The organism is Pseudomonas morbosilactucae (assembly GCF_023241715.1).
GTDB lineage: Bacteria > Pseudomonadota > Gammaproteobacteria > Pseudomonadales > Pseudomonadaceae > Aquipseudomonas > Aquipseudomonas morbosilactucae.
In genome coordinates, this window is sequence record NZ_JALQCW010000008.1 from 73,931 (window position 1) to 92,606 (window position 18,676).

The 18,676-nt window shown below is 59.4% G+C and carries 15 protein-coding genes and 2 pseudogenes; 8 read left to right on the forward strand and 9 right to left on the reverse strand.

Translation table 11 applies throughout. The features are described from left to right. Positions 1 to 2 precede the first annotated feature (2 nt). Together gmhB and M1B34_RS04895 are read left to right on the forward strand one after the other, a co-directional pair. Positions 3 to 536 (forward strand): D-glycero-beta-D-manno-heptose 1,7-bisphosphate 7-phosphatase, encoded by a 534-nt coding sequence (gene gmhB / locus M1B34_RS04890; protein ID WP_123328007.1) that lies wholly within the window; start codon positions 3 to 5, stop codon positions 534 to 536. A gap of 96 nt (positions 537 to 632) precedes the next feature. Continuing rightward, positions 633 to 1,402, forward strand: a pseudogene (locus M1B34_RS04895) (lysophospholipid acyltransferase family protein). Between the two features lie 169 nt (positions 1,403 to 1,571). Here M1B34_RS04895 and M1B34_RS04900 read toward each other — a convergent pair. From M1B34_RS04900 to M1B34_RS04910, 3 genes are all read right to left on the reverse strand, one after another. Further along, on the reverse strand, positions 1,572 to 3,875 hold the full coding sequence (locus M1B34_RS04900) for a CHASE2 and HATPase_c domain-containing protein (protein WP_268264561.1): 2,304 nt from the start codon (positions 3,873 to 3,875) through the stop codon (positions 1,572 to 1,574). 18 nt (positions 3,876 to 3,893) lie between these two features. After that, positions 3,894 to 4,904 carry a FecR family protein gene (locus tag M1B34_RS04905; protein WP_425273379.1) on the reverse strand — a complete coding sequence of 337 codons (1,011 nt, stop codon included), beginning with the start codon at positions 4,902 to 4,904 and terminating at the stop codon, positions 3,894 to 3,896. 395 nt (positions 4,905 to 5,299) lie between these two features. After that, complete coding sequence (locus M1B34_RS04910; protein WP_123328004.1) at positions 5,300 to 5,584, reverse strand: hypothetical protein; 285 nt, start codon at positions 5,582 to 5,584, stop codon at positions 5,300 to 5,302. A gap of 223 nt (positions 5,585 to 5,807) precedes the next feature. Between M1B34_RS04910 and M1B34_RS04915 the strand changes: the two genes are divergently transcribed. After that, entirely contained in the window at positions 5,808 to 6,533 is a 726-nt protein-coding gene (locus M1B34_RS04915) for a response regulator transcription factor (RefSeq protein WP_268264562.1), read from the forward strand. 13 nt (positions 6,534 to 6,546) lie between these two features. Here the strand turns inward: M1B34_RS04915 and M1B34_RS04920 are convergent, their stop codons facing one another. From M1B34_RS04920 to dnaA, 6 genes and pseudogenes are all read right to left on the reverse strand, one after another. Next, complete coding sequence (locus tag M1B34_RS04920) at positions 6,547 to 7,002, reverse strand: hypothetical protein (RefSeq protein WP_268264563.1); 456 nt, start codon at positions 7,000 to 7,002, stop codon at positions 6,547 to 6,549. A gap of 12 nt (positions 7,003 to 7,014) precedes the next feature. Then, positions 7,015 to 7,530, reverse strand: coding sequence for an Imm21 family immunity protein (locus M1B34_RS04925; RefSeq protein ID WP_268264564.1), 516 nt, complete (start codon positions 7,528 to 7,530; stop codon positions 7,015 to 7,017). 113 nt (positions 7,531 to 7,643) lie between these two features. Then, a complete protein-coding gene (gyrB, locus tag M1B34_RS04930; protein WP_123328000.1) occupies positions 7,644 to 10,061 on the reverse strand; it encodes a DNA topoisomerase (ATP-hydrolyzing) subunit B in 2,418 nt (805 codons plus the stop codon). 4 nt (positions 10,062 to 10,065) lie between these two features. Next, positions 10,066 to 11,169 (reverse strand): DNA replication/repair protein RecF, encoded by a 1,104-nt coding sequence (gene recF, locus M1B34_RS04935; RefSeq protein WP_123327999.1) that lies wholly within the window; start codon positions 11,167 to 11,169, stop codon positions 10,066 to 10,068. 20 nt (positions 11,170 to 11,189) lie between these two features. Further along, a pseudogene (gene dnaN / locus M1B34_RS04940) lies at positions 11,190 to 12,292 on the reverse strand (DNA polymerase III subunit beta). A 38-nt stretch (positions 12,293 to 12,330) separates the two neighbouring features. Next, positions 12,331 to 13,860 (reverse strand): chromosomal replication initiator protein DnaA, encoded by a 1,530-nt coding sequence (dnaA, locus tag M1B34_RS04945; protein ID WP_268264565.1) that lies wholly within the window; start codon positions 13,858 to 13,860, stop codon positions 12,331 to 12,333. 568 nt (positions 13,861 to 14,428) lie between these two features. Between dnaA and rpmH the strand changes: the two genes are divergently transcribed. From rpmH to mnmE, 5 genes are all read left to right on the forward strand, one after another. Further along, positions 14,429 to 14,563 (forward strand): 50S ribosomal protein L34, encoded by a 135-nt coding sequence (gene rpmH, locus M1B34_RS04950; protein ID WP_003213577.1) that lies wholly within the window; start codon positions 14,429 to 14,431, stop codon positions 14,561 to 14,563. 16 nt (positions 14,564 to 14,579) lie between these two features. Further along, positions 14,580 to 14,981: a ribonuclease P protein component gene (gene rnpA, locus M1B34_RS04955; RefSeq protein ID WP_221178408.1), complete on the forward strand. Its 402-nt coding sequence runs from the start codon at positions 14,580 to 14,582 to the stop codon at positions 14,979 to 14,981. Further along, positions 14,974 to 15,219: a membrane protein insertion efficiency factor YidD gene (gene yidD / locus M1B34_RS04960; protein ID WP_010207715.1), complete on the forward strand. Its 246-nt coding sequence runs from the start codon at positions 14,974 to 14,976 to the stop codon at positions 15,217 to 15,219. The genes rnpA and yidD overlap by 8 nt, the downstream gene beginning before the upstream one ends. A 2-nt stretch (positions 15,220 to 15,221) precedes the next feature. Next, positions 15,222 to 16,904, forward strand: coding sequence for a membrane protein insertase YidC (yidC, locus tag M1B34_RS04965; protein WP_268264566.1), 1,683 nt, complete (start codon positions 15,222 to 15,224; stop codon positions 16,902 to 16,904). 79 nt (positions 16,905 to 16,983) lie between these two features. After that, the gene (gene mnmE, locus M1B34_RS04970; RefSeq protein ID WP_123327995.1) at positions 16,984 to 18,354 is read left to right on the forward strand and encodes a tRNA uridine-5-carboxymethylaminomethyl(34) synthesis GTPase MnmE; all 1,371 of its coding nucleotides are present in this window, start codon (positions 16,984 to 16,986) and stop codon (positions 18,352 to 18,354) included. Positions 18,355 to 18,676 lie beyond the last annotated feature (322 nt).

An 18,676-nucleotide genomic window follows, 5' to 3' on the forward strand; every position in this document is an offset into this window, starting at 1 on the left:
CGTTGAAACTGCTGATTCTCGATCGGGACGGGGTCATCAACCATGACTCCGATGCGTACATCAAATCGGTGGCGGAGTGGATTCCGCTCCCCGGCTCGATCGCGGCCATCGCGCAGTTGAGCAAGGCCGGCTGGACCGTGGCAATCGCCACCAACCAGTCCGGCATCGCTCGTGGCTACTACGATTTGGCCACCCTCGACGCCATGCACGAGCGCTTGCGCACGTTGGTGGCGGAGCAGGGTGGCGAGGTCGGTTTGATCGTTTATTGCCCACACGGCCCGGATGAAGGTTGCGCCTGCCGCAAACCCAAGCCGGGGATGCTGCGGACAATTGCCGAGCATTATCAGGTCGATCTCGCCGGATGTTGGTTCGTGGGCGACAGCCTCGGTGACCTGGAGGCCGCGAAAGCCGTCGATTCACAACCCGTTTTGGTAAAGACCGGGAAAGGTGAAAAGACCCTGGGGAAAACCCTGCCGGTGGGGACGTTGATTTTTGACGACCTGGCGGCCGTGGCTGCTGAACTTATCCACAACTGAATTTATTAACAAAGTGCACTTCCGACATCCTGAACAAGGACTGCTCAGGGGTACGCTTTTTACAGGCGGGTACTGCCCGCAATGGTAAATGCCGCTATGTCGATCCTGCAGGCAATCAGAACCTTTTTCTTTTACCTGCTGTTGGGCACCAGCTCGCTGCTGTGGTGCTCCCTGAGCTTTTTTATTGCGCCGTTCCTGCCGTTCAAGGCACGTTACCGTTTTATCAATGTGTACTGGTGTCGCTGCGCGTTGTGGCTGACCAAGGTCTTCCTGAATATCCACGTGGACGTGAAGGGCGCAGAAAACGTCCCGGAGCGGCCGTGTGTGATCGTTTCGAACCACCAGAGCACCTGGGAAACGTTCTTTCTCTCGGCGTACTTCGAGCCCCTGAGCCAAGTGCTCAAGCGTGAGCTGCTGTACGTGCCGTTCTTCGGCTGGGCCATGGCCATGCTGCGCCCCATCGCGATTGATCGTGATAACCCCAAGGCCGCCCTCAAGCAGGTGGCAAGCAAAGGCGACGAGTTGCTCAAGGACAATGTCTGGGTGCTGATTTTCCCGGAAGGCACCCGAGTGCCTTATGGCCAGATTGGCAAGTTCTCCCGCAGCGGCAGTGCCCTGGCGGTGAATGCCGACTTGCCGGTGTTGCCGATCGCCCACAACGCCGGCAAGTTCTGGCCCAAGGCTGGCTGGGCCAAGCGCCCCGGTACCATCACCGTGACCATCGGCGCGCGATGTACGCCGAAGGCAGCGGCCCACGGGCCATCGCCGAGCTCAACGAGCGGGTACAGGCCTGGAACGAGCAGGCACAACGGGACATGGGCTCCCTGCCAGCCGTGGCCACAAAGGCCGATCAAGTGGCGTTATGAGAATCTGTGGATAACCTGTGTACGAGATTGTCGAAAATCCCTGAATTTGATCTGTAAGCTAATGATTTAAATACATATTTCTGAAGCTCATAAAATCACTGAAAACGTGCATAAGTTTTTAGGTGATAAAAAAACCGGCCTGAAAAGCCGGTTTTTTTTGCCTCGATTTTTACTCCTTGAGCAAGGGCAGACCCAGCGTGAAGCACGTGCCCTGGCCCACCACGCTCTGACAACGGATAAGCCCCTCATGGCGATCCACCACCGCCTTGACCATGGCCAGGCCCAAACCGAGCCCTTCGATTCCTTGGGCCGAGACAAAGCGCTGGTACTGGTTGAACAACCGAGGCAACTCTGCGGCGGCGATCCCCCGGCCCTGATCGATGATTTCACAAGTCAACCAATGCTCATCCGCGTGCAGTTGCACACGCACCGTGGAGCCGGGCGGGCTGTATTTGATGGCGTTCTCCAGCAGGTTGAACAAGGCCCGGGTCAGCAGGGCCTGATCGGCCAGCACCAATCCTTCATCCTCGTCATCCAGCTCGTGGAGCAATTGGATCTGCTTCAGCTGGGCCAGGGTGTTGGCCTGGTCGAAAGCATCCAGCACCAGCATGGCGAACATGCTCGGTTCAAACTGATAGGCCTCGGACTCGGCCCTGGCCAATTGCACAAAAGCTTCGGTCAACTCCAGGGCACGGCGCACCTGGAGTTCGATCTGGTTATACACAGGCTGATCGTCGGGCGCCTGAAGGCGCTGCACGTCAAGCAAGGCCAGGATCGCCGAATGGGGCGCACGCAGGTCGTGGGAGAGAAAGCGCAGCAACAGCCCACGCTGGCGTTCGGCATCACGCTCAACGCTGAGGTCGGTCAGGCTCAGCAGCCAGCCGATGGGAATATCGCTGTCCACCGGTAACAGCGGCGCCAGGTCAGTACGCAGGCTGCGCTCCTGGGTATCGCGAAACTCCACGGGCACCAGGCTGGCCAGGGTCTGATCCTCCAGCCCCGGGTAGCCCAGGCTGGCCAATTGCGCGAGCAGATCGCTGCCGACCAGGCTGTGCGCGAACAACTCGCGGGCGTTGCGGTTGGCCAGCAAAATCCGCCCGCCCGGATCGCTGATCAAGGTGGCCACCGGCAGGTACTCCAGGCCGTCGGCGATAAAACGCTGGGTATCCCGGGTGCGGCTCATGGCCTGTTCCAAGGCGACAATCTGCCCCTGCAACACATCACCGCTCGGCGCCTGGCGTCGACGCCGCTCGGGCAGCACCTTGGGTTCGGCGTCCAGGCGCGCCAGCTCCCAGCCGAAGTACGCCAGGACGACCCGCAAGCGTCGCCAGTTCCAGGTCAGGTACGCCAGCAACATGCCCAGCACACTGGCCGCCGGGGACCACCAAGCCCCCAGGCGCAGCAACAGGGCCGAGCCCAGCAACGCGGCGGCCATGCAACCCAAGGTCAGCCACAGGGCATGTCGCGGACGCCACAACAACAGGCTCAACAACGCCGCCACCAAACCCAGAGACAGGCACATCCCCGTCAGTTCGCCGAGGGCGACGATGCTGCGTTGCTGCAACAGGCCGTTGAGCACATTGGCCTGGATTTCGATGCCGGGGGTGGTGCCCTGCTGGGCGGATTGCGGAGTGACGTAGCGATCCCCCAAACCGGCCGCCGTAGCGCCCACCAGGATCAGGCGATCGCGCAGCAGCTCGGCGGGCACCTCCCCGCGTAACACGCTGACATACGGCACGCTGGGAAAGCCCGCCGTGGCGCTGATAAAGGGAATACGCACCTCATGGGAACGCAGCCAGCCCTGGGTAATGGCTGCCGCAGGGACGCCCGGCATCTGCGCCTGAGCCACGTCCTGCTGGGCCAACTCATAGAGCCGCCAGGCCAATTGCGGCTTGGGGTTATCCACAGGCCCTTCACGCAGGTACACGCTGCGCACAATTCCATCGCGGTCGGCCTCGGCATTGATGTGGCCGACGCTCCGGGCACACGCCAGTAGGGACGGCACCGGAGCCAGCTCGCCAAGAGGCTGTGCATAACGGGCAACGTTCTCCCGCAGCACCGGCAAATAAACATTGCCGGCCCGGCACAGGGCGCTGGCCAACAGGGCATCGTTGGCGGGCAGCGGGTCGGGCTCACTGAAGATCACGTCGAACAACACGCCCTTGGCTTGCGCCGCGTGCAAACGGTCCAGCAAGGCGCCGTGCACCGTCCGCGACCAGGGCCATTGGCCCAGCTGCTTAAGGCTGTAATCGTCGATGGTGACCAGCAGAATCCGCGGGTCCACGGGCAGTGGGCTGAGGCGCCGCAAGCTGTCATACAGCAGATTGTTCAGCGCCAACCCATGGCTCAGGGATAGCACGGCGGTCAGCGGCAGGAGGATCAGGCTGACCCCCAGCCATTCCCGGACCAGGCGCCGGAACAGCTGCTGGGCCTGGCTTGGCTCACGCCCGTCGGCGCGACGCCAGGGCTTCATGGACAGCCCGCGGTTGGCTTATTCGGCCCGCGCCGTAGGCGGGTAATAAAAGATGTCATAGACCCCGGTTTCTCCTTCCAGGCCCTGCTCATCGAACGCCGAAAGGCGTACGTGGTAGAAAAACGCTTTCAAGCCACTGAAGCTGATCTCGGGTGTGCTGGAAAACTGTTCCTGCTTGATGTCGCGAAATTCCTTGTCCGTGGCCACTTGGGCCCGATAGCGCTGGGCGCCGGGCAAGGGTCTCATAATCAGCCGCCAATACGGCAGCTTTCCGGACTGCCCGGACTGGCCCAGCAACTGTGGGGCCGGGAGCAGCTCCACCGGTTTCAACGCCCCTTGCCGCTGGATGCGCAACCCTTGCCGGGCCATGACCTGAACCTCTCCCGGCACCGGGCCTGCGGGTTTATCCACAACCCGCTTGGTGGCGCGCGGCTTGCTCCCGGTCGCGGATTGTTCCTCGCGACTGACCGCCACCTGGCCATTGAGCACCTCGACCAGGGATGCCTGATCATCATTGCGCACGCGAAAATGCGTACCACGTACCCCCAGCACCCCGACCGGCGTGAGGATCTGAAAGCGGTCGTAGTCACTGTCGCGCTTGATCACATAAGACTCGACCTGGCCCTGTTCCAGGCTCAGTTGAGGAATCGGCTGCTGCCGGTTGAGGCGCAAGGTGATGTGGGAACTGGACGGCAGCACGACCCGCGAACCATCGCCCAGGGACAGGCTGACAAAGGCCGAAGGCGAGGTCTTCACACCTTCCTGCTCATCAATGCTCATGCCTTCTTCCAGCAGGATCTCCCGTCCCTTGGCGTCGAGCTTCCAGGCTTCCCCGGTCAAGTGCTCGACCGTCGCCGGCAATGGCTGGCCGCGACACTGTTGCTGGTCATCGATGTAGGGCAGGCGCTGGGGCGCGGCGTTGAGATGGCCCAGAGGCAGGAAAAAAGTCGCCAGCAGGCCGCTCACCATCAACAGGCGCTGAGCCATGGGGCCAGGGTTGGGAAAAGGCGAAGGGTGGACGTCATTCATGGGTGTTCTGTGAGCCCTTGGGGAAGTCACTGCGAAATCCTACGCACCATACCTGAGGCCGGTCACGGGCCGATAGCCGAACCCGGCGCGCTCGACTGGCGCCTAGAGAGCTGGCAAGTATTGCCGGAAAAACCTAAAGGGGAGGGGAGTGACACATCCCTGTGTCGGAACCGAAGCGACGGGTCGATCGATCCTGGATCCTGAAGAGGCACTCCTTTTGGTTCCCCTTCGGCGTGGCCCGCAAACAGACCACGCCCCCGCCAACCTGGCGGTTGACACATCCTGTGTCGGAGCACATCCCGCGCTCCAGGTGCCACTCAGCCCGAGCCAATTTACCCGCCGCAACGAAGCCGGAGGAGATTTGCCAGATTTGTTCAGAATCATCCGTCCAGCCCCTAAAACACCCAGCGTTGGGCTGGCGCATAAATGCCGGAGGGCAGGGCAATGGGTTGCACCTGCGGTTCAAGCCCCGGGGCAAACCCGAGGGTCTCATTCAAAGCACTGTGAATGGGCGCAACCTTGAAAGGCTGCGGTGTGGGCCGCTGCTCGGTGAACGCCTGGCCGCTGCTGCAGCCCAGACTCAAATAGGCGGCCAGGACCAGGCCGGTGAAACGGGTCGCTTGAAGGCCACTGACGATGATCGCTCGCTGGCCCAGGCCGGAGCCAAACAGATTGCCCATGATGCTTTCCTTGCGGACTCACGCCGCTGTCTCGCCATTGCACGCCAGGGCCCACATGCCCTGTGGGTTACCGGCTATTTGACATCAGCGTACCGACCCAGGGAGCGCGACAGGGGTATTCAGCACAATTGTTCAGATTCCACACAAACGCCTAAACTCCCCCCACTCGGGCGCTTGTCGCCAACGCCCCCAGCACTCCCCGGATTTCAAGGAACTGCCTCGCATGCGTGTCGCAATACTGGATGACGAACCCGCCGAACTGGCTCGGGTAGAACAGACACTGCGACAGATACCCGGCCCGTCCGAACAGCCCTGGAGCCTGCACTGTTTTGCCCGGGGCGAAGACCTGCTGCGGCAACTGCGCCGGGAAACCTTCGACCTGCTGATTCTCGACTGGCAACTGCCTGACCTTAGCGGCCTGTCGCTGCTGCGCTGGACCCGGGAGCACATGGAGGCGCCACCGGCGGCCATCATGCTCACCAGCCGCGATGCCGAGAGCGACATTGTCCAGGCCCTGAATGCCGGCGCCGACGACTACGTCAGCAAACCCTTCCGCCCCAACGAACTCAAGGCCAGGGTCACCGCGGTGCTGCGGCGCAATGGCCTGCAGCGCACAGCCGCCAGCGAGGTGCTGGTGTTCAATGACTTGAGTTTCGACGATGCGGAACTGACTGTGACCCGGGCCGGCCTGCCCATCAGCCTGACCGAGCGCGAGTACCGGCTGGCCCGCTGCCTGTTCGCCAACCTGGGACGACCGCTGTCCCGGGAGTACCTCTATGAGCGTTTCTGGACCCATGAAGAAATCGCCTCTTCCCGGCCACTGGATACCCACATCTACCGCCTGCGCAACAAACTGGGGCTGACGGCGGACCGGGGCTGGCAACTGCTGACCATCTACGGCTATGGCTATCGGCTGGAAAGCGTCAGCCCGGCGATCGAGCAGGGCTAAGAAGGCTGGGCGGTCAACGCCCTAAAAACTGCCCCCTGAAGAACGTCTCCTCGCAGGAAAAAATGACCCTGGCGCTGTGCTCCATGATCAACAGGGTGTTGTCGTCATCGGGATAAAAGAAGTCATCCCAGCACCTCACAAAGACGTCACTGGGCACATGCGCCGCGCAATCCCGGCCCCAGAACAACCAGAGCCATTCCTCACCCTCTAGGGCCTTCTGGAAAAACCCAGCGCCGTCAGCCCGACGCTTGAAATCCAGGGTGATCGTTTCGCTGACCTGGAACGTCCCAGCGCTGACGCTCATCAGGTGCGAAACCGCAACCCGCTCATCCCATAGCGCCTGGGACTGCGCCTGCTGGTACAAGCACAGACGCTGTTTGTCGCTATAGGACAACCCACAATCCCGAGCATTGAACCGCCAGGCAATGGGGTAGCGTTGCTCATCAAAAAGGTAGTGCTGCCTATCCATGCAGGCCAAACCTCAGTACGGATGGGCCCACTGGCGAGGCACTATCTGGTGGATCAGCAGGGCGGTATCGGCCGTGGGCTGGTAGCGGAATGTCGATACCTCGCTGTGCGGCGACAACAGTTGAAGGTCCAGACAAGCCTGTGGGTCAAACCGCTCGGCCCCGTCAAACAGCACCAGCGCGTCGCTTGCCCAATCAATACTCAACCGCTCGATCGGGGTCAGTGAACCCAGCTCAAGCAGATCAAGCTGCGCCAGCACCTCGGCCTCAGATGGGGCGCATATCCATCGGATAATCAGCAAGGCATCATCTGCCGTGGCAATCGCCGTGTCCAAAGGCTCATCACCCAGGACAAGAATGTCGCCATCGACGCCCTCCAGCCGGCCGGCATAGTCATCAATCTGACAGGCCCTGTGGTAATCCGAGGGATGGCCGTCGAGGCCACGCCACATACCGGCGAAACCCTCACCCATCGCCACCAAGGGGCCACCGGAACTGGACAGCCATGGAGAAATCTTCAATCGACTCATAGGCTCCTTGCCTTTCTGTTAAGCAGAACAGCTACATGATCCACGGACAACGCCATGATGTCGGCACAAAAAAAAGCCAACGCTAGGCGTTGCTTTTGGGGTGCAGCTGCTGATCAGAAGTCCAGGTTGGACACTGCCAGCGCGTTGCTTTCGATGAAGTCGCGACGAGGTTCGACCGCATCACCCATCAGGGTGTTGAAGATCTGGTCAGCGCCGATGGCGTCTTCGATGGTCACCTTGAGCATGCGACGCATGCTTGGGTCCATGGTGGTTTCCCACAGCTGATCCGGGTTCATCTCGCCCAGACCTTTGTAGCGCTGGATGGTGTGGCGCTTGGTGCTTTCGGCCATCAGCCAGTCCAGGGCTTCCTTGAACTCGGTGACTGCTTTCTTGCGTTCGCCACGCTGAATATAAGCGCCTTCGTCCAACAGGGTGCTCAGTTGCGCGCCCAGGGTGACGACGGTCTTGTAGTCATTGCTGCCGAAGAAGTCGCGGTTGAAGGTGACGTAATTGGACAAGCCGTGGGAGATCAGTTCGACCTCGGGCAGCCAGACGTTACGTTCACGGTCTTCGCGCAGGCTGGCTTTGTAGACCAGGCCGGATTTCTCGACGGTGCGCAGGCGCGTTTCGTACTTGGCCAGCCACTCTTGCATCGCGGCGTGGTCAGACAGCTGCTCCAGGCTTACCGCTGGCAGGTAGATGAAGTGCTCCGTCAGTTCCTGTGGATACAGGCGCGACAGGCGCTTGAGGGTCTTCATCACCATGCGGAAGTCAGTCACCAGGCGCTCGAGGGCCTCACCGGAAATACCAGGGGCTTCGTCGTTCAGGTGCAGGCTGGCATCTTCCAGGGCCGACTGCGTCATGTAGTCTTCCATGGCGTCGTCGTCTTTGATGTATTGCTCTTGCTTGCCTTTCTTCACCTTGTACAGCGGTGGTTGAGCGATATAGATGTAGCCACGCTCAATCAGCTCAGGCAACTGCCGGAAGAAGAAGGTCAGCAGCAGGGTACGGATGTGCGAACCGTCGACGTCAGCATCGGTCATGATGATGATGTTGTGATAACGCAGCTTGTCGATGTTGTACTCGTCGCGACCAATGCCGCAGCCCAGCGCAGTGATCAAGGTGCCCACCTCTTGCGAGGAGATCATCTTGTCGAAGCGTGCTTTCTCGACGTTGAGGATCTTGCCTTTGAGCGGCAGGATCGCCTGGGTTTTACGGTTGCGTCCCTGCTTGGCGGAGCCGCCAGCAGAGTCACCTTCCACCAGGTAGAGTTCGGAAAGGGCAGGGTCTTTTTCCTGGCAGTCCGCCAGTTTGCCCGGCAGGCCGGCGATATCCAGCGCACCTTTACGACGGGTCATCTCACGGGCTTTACGCGCCGCTTCACGAGCACGGGCGGCGTCGATCATCTTGCCGACCACCAGCTTGGCTTCGTTGGGGTTTTCCAACAGGAAGTCGGAGAAGTACTTGCCCATTTCCTGTTCGACCGCAGTCTTCACTTCGGAAGACACCAGCTTGTCTTTGGTCTGGGAGCTGAACTTCGGATCCGGCACCTTCACCGAAATGATCGCGGTCAGGCCTTCACGAGCGTCGTCACCGGTGGTGGCGACCTTGTGCTTCTTGGCCAGGCCTTCGGCTTCGATGTAGGTATTCAGGTTACGGGTCAGTGCGGAACGGAAACCCACCAAGTGAGTACCGCCGTCGCGCTGCGGGATGTTGTTGGTGAAGCACAACAGGTTCTCGTTGAAGCTGTCGTTCCACTGCAGGGCGATTTCGACGCCGATGCCGTCTTCACGCTGGATGTTGAAGTGGAACACCTGGTTGACCGCAGTCTTGTTGGTGTTCAGGTATTCAACGAATGCACGCAGGCCGCCTTCGTACTTGAACAGCTCTTCCTTGCCGCTGCGCTCGTCCTTGAGGACGATGCCGACACCGGAGTTGAGGAAGGACAGTTCACGAATCCGCTTGGCCAGGATGTCCCAGCTGAAGTGGATGTTCTTGAAGGTTTCAGCCGAAGGCTTGAAGTGAATCTGAGTACCGGTGGATTCGCTGTCGCCAACGATCTTCATCCGCTCTTGCGGCACACCGTGAACGTAGGTCTGTTCCCAGATCTTACCGCTACGGCGCACGGTCAGGATCAGCTCTTCAGACAGAGCGTTCACCACCGACACACCTACGCCGTGCAGGCCGCCGGAAACTTTGTAGGAGTTGTCGTCGAACTTACCGCCGGCGTGCAGTACGGTCATGATGACCTCGGCTGCGGAAACGCCTTCTTCTTTATGCACGTCCACCGGAATGCCGCGACCGTTGTCACGCACGGTGATGGACTCGTCCGGGTGGATGATGATGCTGATGTCGTCGCAGTGGCCGGCCAGAGCTTCGTCGATCGAGTTGTCGACCACCTCGAACACCATGTGGTGCAGACCGCTACCATCATCGGTGTCGCCGATGTACATACCGGGACGTTTGCGTACGGCATCCAAACCTTTCAGCACTTTAATGCTGGTCGAGTCGTACGTATTTTCTTCGCTCATGCCTTCACTCCCGATGGTCGTGGGTCTGGGTGATACGGCCCTGTTCCACGTGGAACAGAGCAACTGGCGTTTCCGTCTGCCAGCCTTCCCTCAATAATTCGTGATCTACACAGGTGATAAACACCTGGCAGCGTAAGTCTTCCAACAAGCGACAAAGTGCGCGGCGATGCTGCTCGTCCAGCTCGGACGGCAAGTCATCCACCAGATAAATACACTGGCCACGCCGGGCTTGGCTGACCAAATGCCCTTGGGCGATACGCAAGGCACAGACCACCAACTTCTGCTGCCCGCGGGACAAGATATCCGCGGCGTTGTGTGCGCCCAATCTAAGACGCAAATCAGCACGTTGGGGGCCGGCCTGGGTATGACCCATTTGCTGATCACGATGGAGGGACGTCGCGAGCACTGCACTGAGTTCTCGCTCTTTATCCCAACCACGGTAATAGCTAAGCGTTAAGCCCTCGAGCTCCAACAAATCGCTCAAGGTCCGCTCAAAGACTGGTTTCAAGGCTTTGATATAAGCGCGGCGGTATTCATCAATTTCAGCGCTGGCCTGACACAGTTCCCGGTCCCAGGCCGCTTGCGAAGCGGCGTCAAGTGTACCATGCCGCAGCCATGAGTTCCGCTGCCGCAGGGCCTTCTGCAAGCGCTGCCAGGTTGACATAAAGCGGGGTTCCACGTGGAACACCCCCCAATCGAGGAACTGCCGACGAATCTTCGGCGCCCCTTCCAGCAAGCGGAAGCTATCCGGGTTGATCAGTTGCAACGGCAGAATTTCTGCCAGCTGTGCCGCACTACGAGCATTCTGCCCATCGATGCGGATCTGGAATTCCCCCTGCCGATCACGAGAGATCCCCAGGCTGCTATGGCCACCCTCCGCCAACTCGACTTGGCCGAACACGGTGCACGCCAGTTGTTCGTATTGGATCACCGGCAACAGCCGGGCACTGCGAAACGAACGCGCAAGCCCCAGCAGGTGGATGGCTTCCAGCACGCTGGTTTTGCCACTGCCGTTGGCGCCGTAGAGGAGGTTGATGCGGGGAGAGGGGGAGAAGGTCACCGGGTGCAGATTGCGCACCGCGGTGACCGAGACGCGACTGAGGGACATCTAGCTTCTGCTGAGCATGATTACAGACGCATCGGCATAACAACGTAGGCCGAGTCGTCGTTGTCGGACTCCTGGACCAGGGCGCTGCTGTTGGAGTCGGAGAGGATCAGACGCACCTGCTCGGTGGTCATCACGCCCAACACGTCCAGCAGGTAGCTGACGTTGAAGCCGATCTCCAGGGAGCCGCCGTTGTATTCCACGCCCACTTCTTCTTCCGCTTCTTCCTGCTCCGGGTTGTTAGCCTGGATTTTCAGCTGACCATTGGCCAGTTGCAGACGGATACCGCGGTACTTCTCGTTGGACAGGATCGCCGTGCGGCTGAACGCTTCACGCAGTGCCTGACGGTCGCCCAGTACCAGCTTGTCACCACCTTTTGGCAGCACGCGCTCGTAGTCCGGGAACTTGCCGTCCACCAGCTTGGAGGTGAAGGTGAACTCGCCGGTGGTGGCGCGAATATGATGCTGACCCAACACGATGCTGACATTGCCGTCCGGCTCGGTGAGCAGACGCGCCAGCTCCAGGATGCCTTTACGCGGCACGATCACCTGGTGGCGGTCCGGCTGACCAATGTCGGCCTGCATCGAGCACATGGCCAGACGGTGACCGTCGGTAGCGACCGCGCGGATGATCCCGGCAGACACTTCCAGCAGCATGCCGTTGAGGTAGTAGCGCACGTCCTGCTGGGCCATGGCGAAGCTGGTGCGTTCGATCAAGCGACGCAGCTTGCTCTGGTCCAGGCTGCAGGTCAGCGAGCCCGGGCCTTCTTCCACAGTAGGGAAGTCATTGGCTGGCAAGGTGGACAGGGTGAAACGGCTACGACCGGCTTTCACCACCAGCTTCTGCTCATCGACCTTGATATCGATCAAGCGTCGTTGGGCAGGCTTTTGCAGATGTCCATCAGCTTGCGCGCAGGCACGGTGATCTCGCCAGGCTCGGCGGGTTCTTCAAGTTGCACGCGACCGACCAGCTCGACTTCAAGGTCGGTACCGGTCAGCGACAGTTGCTGGCCTTCGACAACCAGCAGCACGTTGGAAAGTACCGGCAAGGTCTGACGGCGTTCGACGACGCCGGCGACCAGTTGCAGGGGTTTCAACAGGGCTTCGCGTTGAATGGTGAAATGCATGGTCTAGTCCCTTGCCTTAATAAGCTGCGCTGGTGTCATCAAGTGGTCAGTGTACGCAGCAGGTTCTTGTAGTCCTCGCGGATGTCCGCGTCGGATTCCTTAAGTTCATTGATCTTGCGGCACGCGTGCAAGACCGTGGTGTGATCGCGGCCACCAAACACATCGCCGATTTCCGGCAGGCTGTGGTTGGTCAGCTCCTTGGACAAGGCCATGGCTACCTGACGCGGCCGCGCAACGGAACGCGAGCGGCGCTTGGACAACAGATCGGAGATCTTGATCTTGTAGTACTCGGCGACGGTGCGCTGAATGTTATCCACAGAGACCAGTTTGTCTTGCAGGGCCAGCAGGTCCTTCAGGGATTCGCGAATCAGCTCGATGGTGATGTCGCGGCCCATGAAGTGCGAGTGAGCGATAACGCGCTTGAGCGCGCCTTCGAGCTCACGCACGTTGGAGCGAATACGCTGGGCGATAAAGAACGCCGCATCGTGAGGCAGATCGACTTTGGCCTGGTCGGCCTTCTTCATCAGGATCGCCACGCGGGTTTCCAACTCAGGTGGTTCTACCGCCACCGTCAGGCCCCAGCCGAAACGCGACTTCAGGCGTTCTTCCAGGCCTTCAATCTCTTTCGGGTAGCGGTCACTGGTGAGAATCACCTGTTGGCCACCTTCCAGGAGGGCGTTGAAGGTGTGGAAAAACTCTTCCTGGGAACGCTCTTTACGGGCGAAGAACTGAATATCGTCGATCAGCAACGCATCCACCGAACGGTAGAAGCGCTTGAACTCGTTGATCGCGTTGAGCTGCAACGCCTTGACCATGTCCGCCACGAAACGCTCGGAATGCAGGTACACGACCTTGGCATTCGGGTTCTTCTTTAATAGGTGGTTACCCACAGCGTGCATCAAGTGGGTTTTACCCAAGCCGACGCCGCCATAAAGAAACAGCGGGTTGTAACCGTGCTTGGGGTTGTCCGCGACTTGCCAGGCCGCAGCACGGGCCAGTTGGTTGGACTTGCCTTCGACGAAGTTCTCGAAGGTGAAGGTGCGGTTCAGGTAGCTGGTGTGCTTGAGCGCACCCTCGACCTGAACGGTGCGTTGCTCGGCGCGAACCGGAGCCTGCTGGGAGCTGGCGCCCGCCATGGGGTCGAAGCTGTCGCGAGAAGGTTCTTCACTGACCTCGGCGGCTTTCTGCGTGGCGACCGGTTTGCTCGGTGCGGTTGCGGCGGCGGGCGTGGTGTTGCTGACCGGAGCGGCAGCCGCGGCTTGCTGTGCCTGAGAGGCGGCAGCGGCCAACGGTGCATTCGGTGCCGCACGGGGCGCCGAGCTGCGTTTGCTGCCTATTAATAAGGAAAGCGCCGGCGCCATGCCATTGCCATGCTCATCCAGCAGTTCGAGCACGCGGCCCAGGTACTTTTCATTGACCCAATCGAGAACAAAGCGATTCGGTGCGTAGACACGCAACTCGTCGCCTTCGGCTTCGACCTGTAGCGGACGGATCCAAGTGTTGAATTGCTGGGCAGGCAGCTCATCACGCAGAAGCTCCACGCACTGCTGCCAAAGTTCCACTGACACGGATATCCCCTAAGTTGAAAGCCGGTGAGGCAAAAACAAGCGGCCATTGTAGCGACCAGACGCCCACTTATCCACATGTAGGTTGATCACTGATCACCAAGAATCAATGTCTTAACCGGGGAAAACACGACCAATGGTATGTGCATAAGCTCTGTGGATAACCCCACTTGAGGTCGTTGTACAAGTGGGGGCGAAACTCAGTGGATAACTCGCCTGTGGATAACAGTCCATTCCACACACAGGTTTTCCGAGGGCGTAGCACAGGCAGAGCACCGCTTCTCAACCGTGTTGTCATTCTCTGTACAGCACGTGATAGAAGGGCTAAAGGTAGTTATCCACAGATGAGTGCGTCCCTAGTCTTTATAAGCTTTACAGAAAAGCTTTAAATAATTCCCTTCTTTTATTTCTATATCTGGCTAACCGGGTTTCTCGGCATAAGAGCCCGACATACCCGGATAAAGGAAAAGCTGGTTGGAAATTGACCTAGAGGCTTGCTTTCTCTAGAATCGCCGGTCTCTTAAAACGGGGGCCATTCCGGCCCGTTGTGGACGAACCAGGTAACAACGCCATGAAACGTACTTTCCAACCAAGCACCATCAAACGCGCCCGTACCCACGGCTTCCGTGCTCGCATGGCTACCAAGAACGGCCGTGCTGTCCTGTCGCGTCGCCGCGCCAAAGGTCGTGCGCGTCTGGCAGTTTGATAATCCGGTACTGGAGGTGAGTCAGGACTTCAGTCGGGAAAAGCGTCTGCTAACTCCCCGGCACTTCAAGGCAGTCTTTGACTCCCCTACCGGCAAGGTTCCGGGGAAAAATCTCCTGCTCCTTGCGCGCAACAACGACCTGGATCATCCCCGTCTGGGGCTCGTGATCGGGAAAAAGAGCGTCAAGCTCTCCGTTGAGCGCAATCGCCTCAAGCGTCTGATGCGCGAATCGTTTCGCCTCCACCAGGATTCACTGGTTGGTTGGGACATCGTTATCGTCGCGCGCAAAGGTTTGGGCGATGTAGAAAACCCCGAATTGATTCAGCATTTCGGCAAACTCTGGAAGCGTCTGGCACGTAACAAGCCGGTACCGGAAGTCAAAGCCGAAACTGTAGGGGTAGACAGTCCCGATGCGTAAACTGGCGCTCGTTCCGATCCAGTTTTACCGCTATGCCATTAGTCCCCTGATGGCCAGTCACTGTCGTTTCTACCCCAGTTGTTCCTGCTACGCGTTAGAGGCCATAGAAAATCATGGCCTTCTGCGCGGTGGCTGGCTGACCTTTCGTCGTTTAGGTCGCTGTCATCCGTGGAATCCCGGTGGTTATGACCCGGTTCCACCTATCCCTACCTCCCGTTCTTCTTCGATGGCCGAGTAATCATGGATATTAAACGCACGATCCTGATCGTCGCCCTGGCAATCGTGTCCTACGTCATGGTCCTTAAATGGAACCAGGACTACGGCCAAGCTGCCCTGCCGACTCAGAATGTTGCTTCCAGCACCAGCACAACGGGCCTGCCAGACACGGCGGCTGGTAACAATGCTTCCGTCAGCGACGATATTCCGCGCGCGGCAAGCGATACCAGTGCTCCCGCTGAAACTCCCGTGGCAGCCAGCAAAGACCTCATCCAGATCAAAACGGATGTGCTCGACATTGCTGTCGACCCACAAGGTGGTGACATCGCCCAGCTGCGTTTGCCTTTGTATCCACGTCGCCAAGACCATCCGGAAATTCCGTTCCAGCTGTTCGATAACGGCAATGAGCGGACCTACCTGGCGCAAAGCGGCCTGATCGGCACCAACGGTCCGGACGCCAACCCGGCCGGTCGTCCGGTGTTCTCTTCGGAGAAGAAGACTTATCAACTGGCCGATGGCCAGGACCAACTGATTGTCGACCTGAAATTCAGCAAGGACGGCGTCAATTACATCAAGCGTTTTACCCTGAAGCGCGGCCTGTATGACATCACCGTTTCCTACCTGATCGACAACGAAAGTGCTCAACCTTGGTCCGGTGCGATGTTCGCCCAGCTCAAGCGTGACGCCAGTTCCGATCCATCCTCCAGCACTGCCACTGGCACCGCGACTTACCTGGGCGCTGCCCTGTGGACAAGTTCCGAGCCGTACAAAAAAGTGTCGATGAAGGACATGGACAAGGCTCAGTTGAAAGAGACCGTCCAAGGTGGTTGGGTTGCCTGGCTGCAACACTACTTTGTAACTGCGTGGATCCCGGCCAAGGGTGAAAACAACCTGGTCCAGACCCGCAAAGACAGCAAAGGCAACTACATCATCGGCTACACCGGCCCAGCATTGACCGTTGCACCGGGTGCCAAGGCTGAAACCAGCGCCATTCTGTATGCCGGCCCGAAAAGCCAGGCGGTGCTGAAAGAGTTGTCCCCAGGTCTGGAATTGACTGTGGACTACGGTTTCCTGTGGTTCATCGCTCAGCCGATCTTCTGGCTGCTGCAACATATCCACAGCCTGGTGGGTAACTGGGGCTGGTCGATTATCTTCCTGACCATGCTGATCAAGGGGATCTTCTTCCCACTGTCGGCTGCCAGCTACAAATCCATGGCTCGCATGCGCGCCGTGGCACCGAAACTGGCTGCTCTGAAAGAACAACATGGCGATGACCGGCAGAAAATGTCCCAGGCCATGATGGAGCTGTACAAGAAAGAGAAGATCAATCCGCTGGGTGGTTGCTTGCCAATCCTCGTGCAGATGCCGGTCTTCCTGTCTCTGTACTGGGTACTCCTGGAAAGCGTGGAAATGCGCCAAGCGCCGTTCATGCTGTGGATTACCGACCTGTCGATCAAGGATCCGTTCTTCATCCTGCCGATCATCATGGGCGCCACCATGTTCATCCAGCAGCAGTTGAACCCGACTCCACCGGATCCGATGCAGGCCAAGGTGATGAAAATGATGCCAATCATCTTCACCTTCTTCTTCCTGTGGTTCCCGGCGGGCCTGGTTCTGTACTGGGTTGTGAACAACTGCCTGTCGATCGCCCAACAGTGGTACATCACCCGTAAGATTGAAGCCGCGACCAAGAACGCCGCTGCCTGACCTACGCTGTGGATAACCACTCAAGACGCCCCCTAGTGGGGCGTTTTGCTATCTGTCACTTTTATCTGGAACCTGGGTTATGACCGTCCCTCGTGAAACCATCGCCGCTGTCGCCACCGCCCAAGGTCGCGGCGGCGTGGGTATCGTCCGGATCTCCGGGCCCCTGGCCAGCGTGGCTGCCCAAGCCATCAGCGGCCGCGAACTGAAACCGCGTTTTGCCCATTACGGGCCATTCCTCAGTGCGCAGGACGAGGTGCTGGATGAAGGGATCGCCTTGTATTTCCCCGGGCCGAACTCATTCACCGGCGAGGATGTATTGGAGCTTCAGGGGCACGGCGGCCCCATCGTCCTGGATATGTTGCTGCAACGTTGCCTGCAACTGGGCTGCCGCCTGGCCCGGCCGGGAGAATTCAGCGAGCGGGCTTTTCTCAATGACAAACTCGACCTGGCCCAGGCCGAAGCCATCGCCGACCTGATCGAAGCCAGTTCGACACAGGCGGCGCGCAATGCCTTGCGGTCCTTGCAGGGCGCGTTCTCGCAACGTGTGCATCATCTGACCGAGCAACTCATCGCCCTGCGTATCTACGTTGAAGCCGCAATCGATTTTCCTGAGGAAGAAATCGACTTCCTCGCCGATGGCCACGTGCTGTCGATGCTCGATGCGGTTCGTGATGATTTATCCACAGTACTGCGTGAAGCCGGGCAGGGCGCCTTGCTCCGCGATGGCATGACGGTGGTGATTGCCGGCCGGCCGAATGCCGGCAAATCCAGCCTGCTCAATGCCCTGGCGGGCCGGGAGGCAGCGATCGTCACTGAAATCGCCGGCACCACCCGGGACATCCTGCGTGAACATATCCACATTGATGGCATGCCGCTGCACGTGGTCGATACTGCGGGCTTGCGAGATACCGACGACCAGGTGGAAAAAATCGGTGTGGAGCGGGCACTCAAGGCCATCAGTGAAGCCGATCGCGTACTGCTGGTGGTGGATGCCACGGCCGCCGAGGCGGCGGACCCCTTTGCCCTGTGGCCGGAATTTCTCGAACAACGCCCCGATCCGGCGAATGTCACGCTGATCCGCAACAAAGCCGACCTGACCGGTGAAGCCATTGCCCTCGAAACAAGCGACGACGGACACGTGACCATCAGCCTCAGTGCCATGGCCGCCGGCACCGGCCTGGAGCTGCTGCGCGAGCACCTGAAAGCATGCATGGGTTATGAACAGACGTCCGAAAGCAGCTTCAGCGCTCGCCGTCGCCACCTTGAAGCCCTGCGCCATGCCAGCACGGCACTGGAACATGGTCGTGCCCAACTCACCCTAGCCGGCGCTGGGGAGCTGTTGGCGGAGGATCTGCGGCAAGCGCAGCACTCCCTGGGCGAAATTACCGGCGCGTTCAGTTCAGATGATTTGCTGGGAAGGATCTTTTCCAGCTTCTGCATCGGCAAGTAATCCCTCCGCCTTGGAACCTGCAGGTCTCTTACGGCCTGCAGCACCAGGGGAATCCCTTTGATCGTCCAAGTTGCGAACGGTGTTATTTCAGGGTCTGAATAGACTGCCTGGGGATAATTCCGCCGGCGTGTGGCGCTCGTACCCTCAATCGGCTCCCTTTCACCCATCCTTGCCATCTAAATGGTGAAGGTTGATGGGGCCCAAGCCTGCCTCAAGTGCCTGACAGATCGCATCTGCCGGTGCGTCACTCGACCTTCACCCTCGCGATTTATAGATTTTTGCCAGTCACTCCTCTCCAGGAGAGGAACAGTCGTGGGTGAAA